Origin of the sequence: Streptomyces sp. NPDC006235 (genome assembly GCF_040613735.1) — a bacterium.
GTDB lineage: Bacteria > Actinomycetota > Actinomycetes > Streptomycetales > Streptomycetaceae > Streptomyces.
In genome coordinates this window covers 79,897-93,287 of sequence record NZ_JBEXSR010000007.1, presented here as the reverse complement: position 1 = coordinate 93,287, position 13,391 = coordinate 79,897, and the positions used below count along the sequence as shown (strand labels likewise).

Annotated in this window: 11 protein-coding genes, 1 other RNA gene and 3 pseudogenes; 9 read left to right on the top strand and 6 right to left on the bottom strand. The window is 66.3% G+C overall.

The window, feature by feature from the left end:
- Window positions 1-395: 395 nt before the first annotated feature.
- Genes ABZ192_RS11405 through ABZ192_RS11395 form a run of 3 tightly spaced genes read left to right on the top strand, consistent with a single transcriptional unit; the run spans window position 396 to window position 3,009 of the window.
- Complete coding sequence (locus ABZ192_RS11405; protein ID WP_356924267.1) at window positions 396-1,406, top strand: ABC transporter ATP-binding protein; 1,011 nt, start codon at window positions 396-398, stop codon at window positions 1,404-1,406.
- Window positions 1,403-2,185, top strand: a complete 783-nt coding sequence (locus ABZ192_RS11400; RefSeq protein WP_356924266.1) for an ABC transporter permease — start codon at window positions 1,403-1,405, stop codon at window positions 2,183-2,185. Before ABZ192_RS11405 ends, ABZ192_RS11400 begins: the two co-directional genes overlap by 4 nt.
- A gap of 50 nt (window positions 2,186-2,235) precedes the next feature.
- Window positions 2,236-3,009 (top strand): ABC transporter permease, encoded by a 774-nt coding sequence (locus ABZ192_RS11395; RefSeq protein WP_356924265.1) that lies wholly within the window; start codon window positions 2,236-2,238, stop codon window positions 3,007-3,009.
- A 129-nt stretch (window positions 3,010-3,138) separates the two neighbouring features.
- Here the strand turns inward: ABZ192_RS11395 and ABZ192_RS11390 are convergent.
- Window positions 3,139-3,947 (bottom strand): IS5 family transposase gene (locus ABZ192_RS11390; RefSeq protein ID WP_356924264.1). Its coding sequence is split into 2 segments (ribosomal slippage): window positions 3,139-3,597 and window positions 3,600-3,947, totalling 807 coding nucleotides; the frame shifts between segments, so codons are not numbered across the junction.
- 18 nt (window positions 3,948-3,965) lie between these two features.
- Window positions 3,966-4,745 carry a hypothetical protein gene (locus ABZ192_RS11385; protein ID WP_356924431.1) on the bottom strand — a complete coding sequence of 260 codons (780 nt, stop codon included), beginning with the start codon at window positions 4,743-4,745 and terminating at the stop codon, window positions 3,966-3,968.
- Here ABZ192_RS11385 and ABZ192_RS11380 point away from each other — a divergent pair.
- The 3 genes and pseudogenes from ABZ192_RS11380 to ABZ192_RS11370 form a co-directional block, all read left to right on the top strand.
- Window positions 4,690-5,685 (top strand): annotated as a pseudogene (locus tag ABZ192_RS11380) (pentapeptide repeat-containing protein); the annotation flags it as partial. The gene ABZ192_RS11385 and the pseudogene ABZ192_RS11380 overlap by 56 nt on opposite strands.
- Window positions 5,686-5,781: 96 nt before the next feature.
- On the top strand, window positions 5,782-6,861 hold the full coding sequence (locus tag ABZ192_RS11375; protein WP_356924430.1) for a hypothetical protein: 1,080 nt from the start codon (window positions 5,782-5,784) through the stop codon (window positions 6,859-6,861).
- Window positions 6,862-7,194: 333 nt separating this feature from the next.
- Entirely contained in the window at window positions 7,195-8,328 is a 1,134-nt protein-coding gene (locus ABZ192_RS11370; protein ID WP_356924263.1) for a hypothetical protein, read from the top strand.
- A gap of 246 nt (window positions 8,329-8,574) precedes the next feature.
- Here the strand turns inward: ABZ192_RS11370 and rnpB are convergent.
- The 4 genes and pseudogenes from rnpB to ABZ192_RS11350 all read right to left on the bottom strand — a co-directional run.
- An RNA gene (gene rnpB / locus ABZ192_RS11365) (RNase P RNA component class A) lies at window positions 8,575-8,982 on the bottom strand.
- Between the two features lie 115 nt (window positions 8,983-9,097).
- Window positions 9,098-9,814, bottom strand: a pseudogene (locus ABZ192_RS11360) (DMT family transporter); the annotation flags it as partial.
- Between the two features lie 82 nt (window positions 9,815-9,896).
- The gene (locus ABZ192_RS11355) at window positions 9,897-10,736 is read right to left on the bottom strand and encodes an AraC family transcriptional regulator (protein WP_356924262.1); all 840 of its coding nucleotides are present in this window, start codon (window positions 10,734-10,736) and stop codon (window positions 9,897-9,899) included.
- Window positions 10,737-10,760: 24 nt separating this feature from the next.
- Window positions 10,761-11,048: pseudogene (locus tag ABZ192_RS11350) on the bottom strand (Uma2 family endonuclease); the annotation flags it as partial.
- 113 nt (window positions 11,049-11,161) lie between these two features.
- Between ABZ192_RS11350 and ABZ192_RS11345 the strand changes: the two are divergent.
- The 3 genes from ABZ192_RS11345 to yaaA are packed head-to-tail and all read left to right on the top strand — an operon-like array spanning window position 11,162 to window position 13,330.
- Window positions 11,162-11,917, top strand: coding sequence for a MerR family transcriptional regulator (locus ABZ192_RS11345; protein WP_356924261.1), 756 nt, complete (start codon window positions 11,162-11,164; stop codon window positions 11,915-11,917).
- Entirely contained in the window at window positions 11,914-12,504 is a 591-nt protein-coding gene (locus tag ABZ192_RS11340; protein WP_356924260.1) for a hypothetical protein, read from the top strand. Before ABZ192_RS11345 ends, ABZ192_RS11340 begins: the two co-directional genes overlap by 4 nt.
- Before the next feature lie 43 nt (window positions 12,505-12,547).
- Window positions 12,548-13,330, top strand: coding sequence for a peroxide stress protein YaaA (gene yaaA / locus ABZ192_RS11335; protein ID WP_356924259.1), 783 nt, complete (start codon window positions 12,548-12,550; stop codon window positions 13,328-13,330).
- Window positions 13,331-13,391 lie beyond the last annotated feature (61 nt).

Below are 13,391 nucleotides of genomic sequence, written 5' to 3'. Positions count from 1 at the left end.
TTGCCTGTGAAGGTCCATTACACCCCCGTAGGATCGCGGCTCGCTTTGCTACGCAATCCCAACGAGACATCGCTGGATCGTTTGTGGGCGTTCTCGGTAGTTGGCTCTACCTGAGCACAATGGCAGATGGCGCGGGGCCGCTCATGCCCATAAGGCACAATTTCACAGACATGCATAACACTTCGACGGTGACGGAGGTCTTGGTTCGCTGGGAGCAGGCAGCCGGCCACTACCTGGCGTCAGATCACGACGCTAGGATCAGCCGCGTCCACAGCCTGCTCGCTATGGGAATCGGTCTGCTGATGAAAGAAGGATCCGATCCCTTCAGTGAATTCACAAGCTGGTTCCGAGGTCAGGGACTCCTCGCAGCCCAATAGGAGGGTGCAAGTCACATCATGTCTGCGATACTGGTAAAGGATGTTCGTCGCGAGTTCGACATCGCGGAAGGAATGGTCTGGCGTCTGAACCGGAAGGTGCAGAAGTTCGAGGCTCTCCGAGGCATAAACCTCGACATCCCAAGAGGGCAATTGTTCGGACTCCTTGGCCCCAACGGAGCTGGCAAGACGACAACCATCAAAATCCTGACAACTCTCCTGGCTCCGACGAGCGGGGAAGTATATTTGAACGGCCTGGACGCAGTGCTGCATCCGCAGCAGGTTCGGAGCAGGATTGGCTACGTATTCGGCGGCGACAAGGGTCTTTACGATCGACTCAGCGCTCGCGATAACCTACGCTACTTCGCCAATCTCTATCAAATACCCCTAAAGCAACAGTACACCCGCATCGGCGAACTCCTCGAAATACTCAACCTCGCGGACCGCCAGAACGACCGTGTCGAGACATTCTCGCGAGGAATGAAGCAGCGACTCCACATAGCCAGGGGCCTCCTGCATAATCCAGACATCATCTACCTGGACGAGCCAACGAATGGGCTCGATCCCTTGGCTGCGCGAGACGTACGCGACATCGTCCGGCAGCTGAAGAATTCGGGTAAGACGATCCTCCTCACCACGCATTACATGTTTGAGGCCGAGGAGCTCTGCGACCGCCTAGCCGTGATCACGGGCGGACGCATCATCGCCGAGGGGACAAGCAAAGACCTCGGGGCCCTTGCCAACACTGGCGTTGTCGTGCGAGCGGAGATCAAGGGAAGCGGTCAAGGTCTGTGCAGGGTCCTACGGGGGCACCCTGCCGTGGTCAATTGCCTTCTAGAGCCGCTCAGCGATCGCGAACTACTCACCGTGCGCTTTGCCGTGGATACGAAGATTGAAGCATCACGCGTAGTCCGTGAGGCTGCCGCCCGAGACGATAGAGCCGAGGTGCTGGATCTACAACTTCGCGAGCCAACTCTCGAGGACAAGTACGTTGCGTTGGTGAGCCAGTCTCACGAAAAGGGCGCCCTATGACTCGCCCGCTCACGCCTCTTCGCTCCTTTGTATCCAATGTCCGTTTTTATCTGCTTTACCTTTCGAGGTCGCGGATAGATGCGACTCTCAATTTCTTGCTGCCGATCTTTTATGCCACGATCGCGCACCTAATCGCGGAGGCCAGCCCAGACAAGATCGACCCATTGGCGATCACGGTGGGGGCAGGCCTCATGGGCATGTGGACCACCGTTATGTATGGAGCTGGTGGCCTGATCAAGGAGCAACGACGCCTTGGGCTACTTGAGCTTTTGCTTGCTGCACCCGGATATTTTCCGAGCTCAATCGCTTCCATGACAATTGCAGTATCTCTGTTCGGGCTCGAGGCTATGCTCGGCACAGTCGCGTGGGCCTACTTTGTTTTCGACGTGAGCGTGGCTAGCAGTATTGTTTTCGAACTAGTCGTCACCGCTGGAATTGCGGTCATTGCTATGAGTGCGGTTGGGTTCATGGTCGCCGCGGTATTCGTTCGGGTACGGAAGGCAGAGTCCGTGGCTGAGGCTGTCATCGCGCCCCTTTGGCTTCTGTCAGGCGTGCTGATCCCCGTATCCACACTTCCTTCTTCAGTGCAGCTCATCAGCAAGCTCCTACCTATGACCTTCGGAGCACAAGCCCTGCGTGCAGCTACGAGAGGCGTTTGGGACCTGCAAGCCATCGGAATCTGCTTTTTACTAAGCCTCATCTATGGGGCCATCGGATGGATGGCTGTTACCGCTGCAGCTCGGTCCTCTCGGTCTCATGGAGGTATGCACCTATGGTAGCCCACGATAGCCGACACACGCCAAATCGAGCGCTCGAAAGATATGCCGACATGGCTGTGGGGATACTGTCGATCAATTCACTCTCGTTTCGGGGCCTATTCAACTGGGCTCGGCCTACCGACTTCCTTCTGGCGTTCGTCTTCACGCCCGTATTCGACCTCCTATTCTACGGACTCTTCGGGCGCTTCCTAGATGTCGAGGACGGGACCTTCTACCTGATCGGCGGTGCCATGCTCGCAGCGAACATGGCGGCACTTTCAGGCGGAGTAATGTCGGTGACGAGCGAACGCTACTATGGCACGCTCCATGCCCTTCTGATCAGTCCGAGAGGGTTCGGGCCAGCGATCTTCTTGCGGCACATACCCTACTCTTTCCTCGGGGCCGTAGCAGGGGCCCTCGCCCTCCCCGTGGGCATGGCGCTACTCGATGTGAGCCTGTCGGTTAACGAATTGCTAGTCTTGCTCGGCTGCCTATTGTGTGGGGCTCTGTCGGCTTCAGCGCTGGGGATGCTTCTAGGAGTCTTCGCGCTCTATGTCAGGGACGTGTTCACCGTCATCAACCTAGCCGTCTGGTTCCTTTCCCTGGCCTTGGGACTCTTTATCCCGCCATCTACATATCCGTCCTGGCTAACAACCGTCGCGCATTGGGTCCCGGGATATCACGCACTCAGCGCAGCCCGCAGCGTTGCAGGAGGTGATCTGCAGGTGGCAGGCAGTCTTGGGATCGAGGTCGCCCGAGCTCTCGCTCTAACTATTGGCGGCGTGGGCGCGATCAGGTATTACCGCCACCAGGTACGTCACGGACGCACCTCCGGGCTGGACTGATGTCAGAGACCGGTGTACCGGATGCATCACCACGGACCGACAGCTCACCCGATCCAGCGATAGCACCACACCTGTGGTGATGGATACACTCAGGCACACCAACGCTGAGCTGTATTAAAAAACGTCGTTTCAGTTGGTGAGTCGGCGGTAGCTGATGAGGGCTGCTGCGATGCCGACGAAGGCCAGGAAGTGCTCGGCCTTTCGCTCGTAACGGCGGTGCAGCCTTCGGCATCCGCCCAGCCAGGAGACCGTTCTCTCGACGACCCAGCGGTGTCGGCCGAGCCGCGCGGACGACTCGATGCCCTTGCGGGCGATGCGGTGGCGGATGTGACGCTCGCGAAGCCATTTCCGCAGGTGGTTGTAGTCGTAGCCCTTGTCGGCGTGGAGCTTGGCCGGACGTCGGCGGCGCGGGCCGCGGTGGGAGCGGATGGGCGGTATCCCGCGCACGAGCGGCTTGAGGCCGAGGCTGTCGTGCATGTTGGCGCCGGAGATGCCCAACGACAGCGGCACGCCGTTTCGGTCGGTGATGAGGTGGATTTTCGACCCCGGCTTGCCACGGTCGGTCGGATTCGGTCCGGTCAGTGGCCCCCTTTTGCCGCCCGAATGCTGACGGAATAGATCGCGCACCGCGACCAGTCCAGCTCTCCCCGAGCGCCGAGTTCGTCGAGGATCACCCGGTGCAGCCTGGCCCACACCCGATCCCGGCTCCACTGGGCGAAGCGCCGGTAGACCGTGGGCCAAGCCGGCCCGAACACCGGCGGCAGCTGCCTCCAAGTGCAGCCCGAGGTGGCCACGAAGATGATCGCTGCCAGGCATTCGCGGTCACCGGCCCGACGTCGCCCGCCGCCCTGCGGGCGTATGACCTCCGTCGGCGGGACCACCCGACGGAACAGCACCCATAACTCGTCCGGCACCAACCGCTCCACCAGATCCGTCATGCACGGCTCAACGAGCGATCACGCCATCAGAAACGGCGTCTTAATGACCTGATGCGGGCCCATCGGGTCGAAAGCACTGAACGATACGTACACGACGTTGGTGAAGGGATGCTGGCGGTGGTCGAGCCTGTCCTCCAGAGAACTACGGCGCCGCCTGCCGTGTGAGGCGAGTGTGGTTTGGGCGATGTTGTGCAGCAGGCGTGTCTTGCCTACGCCGTTGCTTCCAATGACCGCATGGATGTTGCTGGGAGGGTTTTTGTCGGGGTCTACCGTCAGTTCGATGGTGAGTGTCGGAGCGCTCCCGGACAGCGCTTCCTGCCGGTAGCGGACGTGGAAGCGTGAGAGTGTGGGCCCGCCATTGGCGATCCTGCGGTACTGCGTACAGACCGTGTCGGCATCTGTGCCGCGCAGCAGTGATTCCCGCATGACGGGTTCGTTGCGTGCTTGTTCGAACAGCTCTTCGTCGTAGGCGACATCACGCAGTCCGGCGAAGATGGCCAGGCGCGTTTCGTCATCGAACTCGTCACGGAGCGTGGCGTAATAGCTCTCATCCACTCCCAGGGAGAAAAACCCTGGCTCAAGGGCTTCGAAGCGTCCGGGCAGGGAAGTCCGGCCGGCCTCCATGCCGAAGGAGCCGATCTTCACTGCACCGACGTTGACGCCGCGGATGCCGTTGTAGCAACGCAATTGGAAGACTGTCTTGAACCCGTAGTCATCCCAGTTGTCGTCTCCGAGCCACGCTATGCCTGGACGAGTACGCGCTGATTCCCGCGCATTGGGCGCCGTAGTGAAGTGCACCGCGTCACATTACCGAACACGCTCATGCCGTACGGGCGACTGCCTCCGATCACCCCTGTCCCAGGCGTACCCCTCTGCTGCGCACGTGCCGCGGGTCAGGTGTGACAGTCTGGGCGCCCTTCAGGTGCATCGGAAGAAAGCTGCGATGACTGTCACCCCCGACGAACCCTGGCCGCAGTGCGGGCAGGGTGCGGCCCCCGCGACAGCCCTAGAAGGTTGCCCTGGGGTTCGAATCCCCAGTCACGATGCCTGCCTTGCCCATGTCACGGACGCCGAGCGATCCGCCTACTTCACGACTCTCGGGCCCGGCTCGGACATCGATCATCGAGGAACTCCGTTCAGCGACGCACTCCTCGGAGAACTCCTCGACGCCCTACGCGATGCCGGCACCGGCAGGGTCAGTATCGGCGCTGCGCACTTCGAGACGGCGCAGTTCGACGGGACGGCAGACTTCGACGGCACGGAGTTCAGCGGTGACGCCCGCTTCGAGGGCACCCAGTTCCGTGGTGCGGCCCGCTTCAACGGGGTGCGATTCGGCGGCTACACCGCGTTCATCGCGGCGAGTTTCAACGACGGTGGCTGGTTCTTCCAAGCACAGTTCGAGGATGCCGCGCACTTTGAGTTGGCGCAGTTCAGCGACGCCTCGTTCCACGCGACCCGATTCGCCGAGGATGCCGGATTCAACGGGACGCGCATTGGCGGAGACGCCATCTTTCGTGCCGTGCGCTGCGGCCGTGAGGCTCAGTTCGTCGGCACGCAGTTCGGCGGAGAGGCTCAGTTCGACGAAGTCGAAATCGTCGGCGAGGCCGCCTTCGTGGAAGCGAGGTTCGCAGGCCGTGCCCGGTTCATGGCGGCTCGGTTCGACGGTGGCGCGAGGTTCGACAGAACACGATTCGCCGAGGACGCGCTGTTCCAGGGAGCGCAGTTCAATGGTCGCGCGTGGTTTCACGGGGCGCGCATCGGCACGGGAGTCTCGTTCGCGAACGCCCGATTCCCCGGCATCCCAGATCTGGGGCCCCTGGTCTGCGGGGGCTGGGTGGACCTGTCCACGGCCCTGTTCACCGTCCCGTTCACACTCCGCGTCGTCGCACGCCGCCTGACCTGTGCCCGAACGCACTGGGAGCAGACCGCAAAGCGGCGAGTGCGCTATGCGACGGTCGATCTCACCAGCGCGGTACTGAACGCCCCGCTGGCGGTCATCGCCGACCCCAGCTCCTTCGAGCCGGACGACAGCCCACTCGCCGACCTTCCGCCCACGGTTGCGGTGACGTCGGTGCAGGGACTGGACGCCGCCCACCTGGTCCTCACCGACGTAGACCTGAGCGACTGCGTGTTCTCCGGGGCCTTCCACTTGGACCAGCTACGGTTGGAGGGCCGCTGCACTTTCGCCCCCACTCCGACGGGTCTCCACCGTCGCTTCCTATGGCCTCACTGGTGGACACGACGTCGCACCCTGGCGGAGGAACACCACTGGCGTGCGCAATCCTCCGGCCAGTCGGCCCCGCCGACCTCGCCCCGGCACTGGCGTACCGGCCCTCACCACCACGACCCGGGCCTCACCCCCACCCCGGAGACCGTCGCCGCCCTCTACCGCCAACTTCGCAAGGCCTTCGAGGACGGCAAGAACGAACCCGGCGCCGCCGACTTCTACTACGGCGAGATGGAGATGCGCCGCCACGACCGCACCGACACCCCGCACGGCGAGCGCGGGCTGCTGTGGGCGTACTGGCTGCTGTCCGGATACGGCATGCGCGCTTCACGAGCCCTCGGCTGGCTGGCCCTCGCCATGATGACGACCATCGTCCTGATGATGGGCTTCGGCCTGCCCCAAAACTCGCCCAAACAGCGGGCGACCGGTGTGGTCCCGGCCGGCGGAGGAACCGTCACCTTCGAGATCGACAAAGAGGATCCGAAGAACCCCACCGACGACCGGTACACGAGCCAACGGTTCGAGAAGGCCCTCAAACTGACCCTCAACTCCGTCGTATTTCGCTCCAGCGGCCAGGACCTCACCACGGCCGGCGACTACATCGAGATGACGTCCCGGTTCACCGAACCCGTCCTGCTCGGTCTCGCCGCCCTCGCAATCCGAGGACGCGTCAAACGCGGCAACTAGTGTGCGTCCGCCGCACTGTGCAGGCTCTTCCCAGCCAGAGCCAGCTCTGTTCCGTTGCGAAGTTCCGCATGAAGCGGAACGCCGTGTCTCCTGCTAGTGATCAGCCGTACTTCGTGACGAGACATCGTCGTCCTAACGGGCCGCAAAAGGCGCGTAGTTTACCGCCGAACGGCAGCCCTGAGGACAGATGTTGCTAGGACGGAGAACGTGTGCGCGGGCTGAGCGAGGCTGAGCAACGAGGAGCCAGGCAACAGAAGGCAGGAAGCCAGCGGTCACACCCGCACCCTGCCCCAGGCATCCGAATCCGGCCCGTCTACGACAAGGGACGAGAACGTGAGCATCGCCGTATCGACGACGGACAGCAGCAGCACCAAGGAGTTCACCGCCCTCAAGGATGACGGCCAGCTCTGCGCCGTCCACCCGGACTGGTGCACTGAGACCGGTGTCCACGACGACCACTTCGGAGCCAGGCATGTCGTCATGGGCAATGACGACCGCGAGCTTCTGGACGCGCGTTTGCTGGACCTCTCGGGTTCCGACCCGGTCATAGGTCTGGGTGAGACGGACACGGACGCGATCGAGGCCCGCGCGAAGGCGAAGGAGCTCCGTAGGTTCGCCGATGCCCTTGAGGCCCTCGCGGACACGATGGATGCCTCCACCAATGGCGAGCCGCCAAATGGTTCGGACACGACCTCCTGCCCCGACGGCGTCTCTTTCTGCACGGGAGACCCGGCGGACCACGAGGACGCGAACGAGCACTTTCACCACGGCCCGTTCACCGCCATGGGCGCCCACCGCCCGTACGCTGGACGGCACAGGGACGGCATCATGGCGTTCCACCTGTCCCAGGTCAACGACGAAGCGCCCGGACTGGACTTCGTGGCCGGCGGCGACTGGCCGACGCTCAGCCTCGGGGAGATAGACGAACTGATCAGCGATATGAGCGTGCACCTGGCGAAGCTCCGGGCAGCACGTACACAGATCGCTGGCCTGATGTCCGGGCAGACCATCGAAACCGCGGCAACGGCCGGCCGCACTTGGACGTACGACGACAGGTACGGTACCCGGCACACCGTCACGTGTCCGTCCTGGTGCACGGTGGATCACACCGACGACATGGATGGAACGCGCCACCCGGCCGACGTCCACCACCAGCTGTACGGCACTGTGGCCCACGCCGAATACACCGAGGGCTACGAGGACTACATGTCCTGGCAGCTGCTCTGCGCGCACCTCGCCGTGAGTCCGGACTCAACAGTCAGCCCGGCCTACCGCGTCCCGCACGTTCTGGTGGAAGTGGCCGCCGACATGTACACCCGTCCGATGGATCCCGACCAGCTGGCCGAGTTCATCGAGACGGTGGCCGGGCAGCTGGAAGAGCTTCGCGCGATGCACCCCCGGCTCGCCGCAGCGCGCGCCGAATGGGCCGCACGGCCCCACACGACCACCAACGCCGAGGCCGCGTAATCCCGCCAGCCCAAGGGCCATCCCGAGGGCTGCGAGCCCTACGTCATGCTCCGACGGCTGACGCGACTGCCCAGCCCAGAGGCCTCGCCCGCCCCTCCGTTCCAGGGACTTTTCAGGGACTTTCAGCCCTGTCCGAGGGACTTCCGAGGGACTTTCCGCCGCGTAACGCGGCAAGCCCCCGAAAGACCGGAAAGGGCCTCCGTCCCAGATCAGAGGCCCTTTCCAAGGCAAAGCCGCAGGTAGCGGCAGACGAGTCGGGCTGTACGCCGGGTTCTGTTCCCCGGTTCCCTCGCGGGAGCCGGGGCGACGGCCATCCATCTAGGGCCGGCGTTGCCACCGGCCTCGTGCGGTCTACCCGCGGACTCGGGCGGGCAGCCCTCGAGCGTCCGCGCAGAGCGCTTTTCACGGCGCTCCTCTTGACCTTGCTCCGGGTGGGGTTTACCTAGCTGCCTGAGTCACCCCAGGCACTGGTGGTCTCTTACACCACCGTTTCACCCTTACCGAGGGCCGGAGCCCTCGGCGGTTTGCTTTCTGTGGCACTGTCCCGCGGGTCACCCCGGGTGGCCGTTAGCCACCACCCTGCCCTGTGGAGCCCGGACGTTCCTCGGGGAGCTCCCCGTCAGGGGGACTCCACGCGGCCGTCCGCCCGGCTCGTCTGCCGTGTGGACCATGGTACCCGGCGGATCTCCCGTTTCGGCGCCGCGGCCGTGGCCAGCACCGAGCCCGCCAGGATCAGGGTGAAGGCGACGCCGATGCCGAGGGTCAGTTCCTCGTCCAGGAAGAGGGCGCCCGCGGCGACGGCGACCGCCGGGTTGACGTAGGTGATCACGCCGGCCCGGGTCGGGCCGATCTCCTTGATCAGCTCCAGGAAGGCCACGAACGCGATCGCGGTGCAGACGATGCCGAGGCCGGCGAGGGCGGCCAGGACCTCGGCCGAGGGCATGGTGGCGGGCCGGGTCAGGTAAGCGGCTGGTGCGTAGACGACGGCGGCGAGCGTGAGGCAGGGGGTGATCAGCTGGAGGGTCGGGACGTCCTTGAGGTGCCGGGCGGCTATCAGCGGGGCGGTGGCATAGCCGACGACCGTCACCAGCACCTCGGCCAGGGAGCGGGCGTCGCCGCCGGTGAGGTGGGGCAGGGTGAGGACGGTGACGCCCGCGAGACCGAGGGCGAGTCCGGCGACACGGCGGGCGCCCACGCGTTCCTCGTCGCCGAAGAAGCGGGCCAGGATGAGGGCGACGATCGGCACGCCCGCGATGAGGAGTCCGGCGGTGGAGCTGGACAGATGGCGTTCGGCGTCGGTCAGGGTCCACCAAGGGCCGATGATCTCGATGACCGCGAAGGCCAGCATCGGCTTCCAGTGGGTCCGGACGGTACGGCCGAGACCGCCTTGGCGGAGCGCGAACGGGAGCAGGAGCGCGGCGCCCAGCGCGCAGCGCGTGAACACCACCATGGACGGGGACACGACGTCCACCGCCACCTTGATCATCAGGTAGGGGACGCCCCAGACCACTCCCATCAGGGAGAACAGGAACCAGCCGCGTGCAGTCATGCGGCGAGTTTCGGTGCCCTCACCCCGGCGCGTCTTGAACGCTGTTGCGGTACGCCGCCGGGGTCACGCCCAGCACGCGGCGGAACCAGCGGGTGAGGTGCGCCTGGTCGGCGAAGCCGACGAGTCCGGCGACCTCGGCGGGGCGCAGGCCGCTCTCCAGGAGGCCGCGGGCCTTGGTCACGCGGTGCTGGGCGAGCCAGGCGTAGGGCGGTACGCCCATCGTCGTGCGGAAGGCGCGGAGGAGTTGGTAGCGGGAGAGGCCGAGGTCGGTGGCGAGGGCGGTCAGGGACGGGGGCTCCAGCAGTTCGTCCGCGAGGCGGTCGCGTACGGCTCTGGCGATGTGGCCGGCGCCGGGGACGGTGTCCTCGCTCGCCCGGGCCGAGGAGTGCCGGCGGGCGAGGGCCGTGAGCAGCCAGGGCAGCCGGGACTCGGCCTCCAGTGGGTCGGGGCAGGCGCTGAGGTCGGTGTGGGCGGCGCGCAGGGCGGTGGCCAGTTCGGGGTCGTGCAGGACGGGGTCGCGGAAGTGCGGGGTACCGCCGAGCGTGCCGTCGGTGAGGAGGGACGGCTCGGCGTACAGGGCCTGGTAGGCGTAGCCCTCGCGGGCGGCCGGTCCGCCGGTGTGCATCTCGCCGGGTTCCAGGACGACGATCGAGCCCGGGTAGGAGTGGATCTGCCCGCCCCGGTACGCGATGACCTCCGAGCCGCCGACCGTGACGCCGATGGTGAACTCGCGGTGGGCGTGCGGGGCGTAGACGTGCCGGTCGAAGTGTGCGGTGAGGAGGTCCAGCGGCGGCCCGCCCCGCCCCAGCCGCGCCCTGGCCCAGCGGGCCTGTTCCCGTATCCGCCCCTGTGTGCTCATCTCGTACCCCCGGCTCACAGGGGATCAGAGGAGGTCCGTGGTGTCCAGTTCGAAAGCGAACGGCTCGGGCAGAGTGATCGGCTTACCGAAGGGGCGGGCGCAATGCTCGCGGTAGTCGTCCTGCTTGGGTTCGCTGAACAGCGCGACCTGAGCGGTGTCCCGGTCGACGAGCAGAAGTTCGATGGGGCCGAAGGTGACGTCCGGCACCAGGTGGTTCTTGGGACAGGCGCCGCCGCTCGGCGACGTCAGCCCCTTGTTCCCGGAGAAGTCCATATCGGTCCGGGACTGCTTGATCACTTGCCGCACGATCACCTGTCCGTCAGATCGGGAACCGTTCCCTCGATCGTGGCACAGGATCACGACCGCCGTCAGAAGCCACAGCCGGTCCTTGACCTTGCCGCAACGTCAACGTCTCTACTGGTCCCATGCGGATCGGAGAACTCGCCGGCGTCGTCGGTGTCACCACGCGGGCCGTGCGGCATTACCACCATCAGGGGCTGTTGCCGGAGCCGGAGCGGCGGGCGAACGGGTATCGGGAGTACGGGCTGCGGCACGCCGTCGTGCTGGCGCGGATCCGGCGGCTGACCGAGTTGGGGCTGGGGCTCGCGGAGGTGCGGGATGTGCTGGCGGACGACGCGGCCAAGGACCTCGTCGAGGTGCTGACCGAGCTGGACGAGGATCTGGCGCGGCAGGAGGAGGCCATCCGGGAGCGGCGGGGGCGGTTGCGGGCGTTGCTGGAGGCGGAGGGCGGGCTGCCGGCCGAGGGGCCGGTGTCGCCCGAGTTGGCCGCGCTGTTCGCGGGGACCGCGCAGCTGTCGGACTCGCCGATGGCGGCCAAGGACCGCGAGATCATCGCGTTCCTTGAGACGGTCATGCCGGACGATGCGCGGCAGCAGCTCGTGTCGTCGCTGGGTGAGGTGTTCGGCCGGCCCGACGCCGCGGCGCGGGCCGACGAGGTGTACGCCCTGCTCGACGCGCTCGCCGACGCGGAGCCGGACGATCCACGCGTCGCCGGGGCGGCGCGGGCCCTCGCCGACTGCATTCCGCCGGGGCTGTTCCCGGAGATCGGGGATCTCGACGGCGACGACAGTGTGCTGCGCGCCTTCTACGAGGACCTGGCCCCGGCCCAGGCGGAGGCGCTCCGCCGGACGCTGCGTCTCCTCGCCGAGGAGCGGCGGTGAGGGTCGCGCGGCTGGTCGTACGGCACGAGGCGCGGCTGCTCGTGAGTCTCGTGCTGTGGGTGGCGCGGCGCACGCAGGGGGCGCGCGGCGGGCAGGTCTTCGGGTACGCGCGCGGGCAGGGCGCGATGATGTTCGGGTTCGGGTTCGTGTGTCTCGTCGAGACGGTCGCGATGTCCGTGCTGCTGCGCGACTGGCCGACCGCGCACGCCGTGCTGCTCTTCCTGGACGTGTACGGCATCGTGCTCGTCGTCGCGCTGCACGCCTCGTCCGTCGTACGGCCGCACGTGCTGGATACGGACGCCGGCCGGCTCCGGATACGGCGGTACGTCCATGTCGACCTGTGCGTGCCGCTGGAGCGGATCGCCTCGGTGCGGCGCGAGCTGCGGATGACGCACGAGCGGGCCGACGGCGAACTGGACGTGGAGGTCGGCTCGCAGACCACCGTCACGCTCGAACTGACCGAGCCGGTCACCCACGTCACGTTCCTCGGCCGGCGCCGCGAGGTGCGGATCGTCCGCTTCCACGCCGACGACGCCGACGGCCTGGTCCGGGCCCTCGGCGGCGCCCTCGGCCGGGCCCGCGTCTGAGCTCCCCGTACGCTGTCGGCGGAGTTCGATCGAAGGAGTACCCGTGCTCGTCCTGCTGCCGCCGTCCGAGGGCAAGGCCTCTTCCGGCCGCGGTGCCCCGCTGAAGCCCGAGTCGCTGTCCCTGCCGGGGCTGTCCGACGCCCGGGAGGCCGTCCTCGCCGAGCTGGTCGAGCTGTGCTCCGGCGACGAGGAGAAGGCACGCGAGGTGCTCGGGCTGAGCGAGGGGCTGCGGGGCGAGGTCGCCAAGAACGCCGGCCTGCTCACCGCGCGGACCCGGCCGGCCGGGGAGATCTACACGGGCGTGCTGTACGACGCCCTCGGCCTGGCCACCCTCGACACGGCGGCCAAGCGGCGTGCCGCACGGTCGCTGCTGGTCTTCTCCGGGCTGTGGGGAGCGGTCCGGGTGACGGACCGGATTCCGTCCTACCGGTGCTCGATGGGGGTGAGGCTGCCGGGGCTCGGTGCGCTGGGCGCGCACTGGCGTACGCCGATGGCGTCGGTGCTTCCCGAGGTGGCCGGGGACGGTCTGGTGCTGGATCTGCGGTCCGCCGCGTACGCCGCCGCGTGGAAGCCGAAGGGCGAGGTCGCCGGGCGGACGGCGGCCGTGCGGGTGCTGCACGCGCCGACCCGGAAGGTCGTCAGCCACTTCAACAAGGCGACGAAGGGGCGGATCGTGCGCAGCCTGCTGACCGCCGGGGCCGCTCCGAAGGGTCCGGCCGAGCTGGTGGAGGCGCTGCGGGATCTCGGGTACGTCGTGGAGGCGGAGGCCCCTGCGAAGGCGGGGCAGGCGTGGTCGCTGGACGTGTTGGTGACCGAGGTGCACTAACGGTCGCCGGAGACGTGGTTGCAGCATGCGCAATGCCCTTTGCGCATGCTGTTGGCTCGGC

Coding starts and splice junctions, on each gene's coding strand:
- ABZ192_RS11400 (WP_356924266.1), top strand. CDS start 1,403: ATGACTCGCCCGCTCACGCCTCTTCGCTCCTTTGTATCCAATGTCCGT.
- ABZ192_RS11405 (WP_356924267.1), top strand. CDS start 396: ATGTCTGCGATACTGGTAAAGGATGTTCGTCGCGAGTTCGACATCGCG.
- ABZ192_RS11395 (WP_356924265.1), top strand. CDS start 2,236: ATGGCTGTGGGGATACTGTCGATCAATTCACTCTCGTTTCGGGGCCTA.
- ABZ192_RS11355 (WP_356924262.1), bottom strand. CDS start 10,736: ATGAGCACACAGGGGCGGATACGGGAACAGGCCCGCTGGGCCAGGGCG.
- ABZ192_RS11345 (WP_356924261.1), top strand. CDS start 11,162: ATGCGGATCGGAGAACTCGCCGGCGTCGTCGGTGTCACCACGCGGGCC.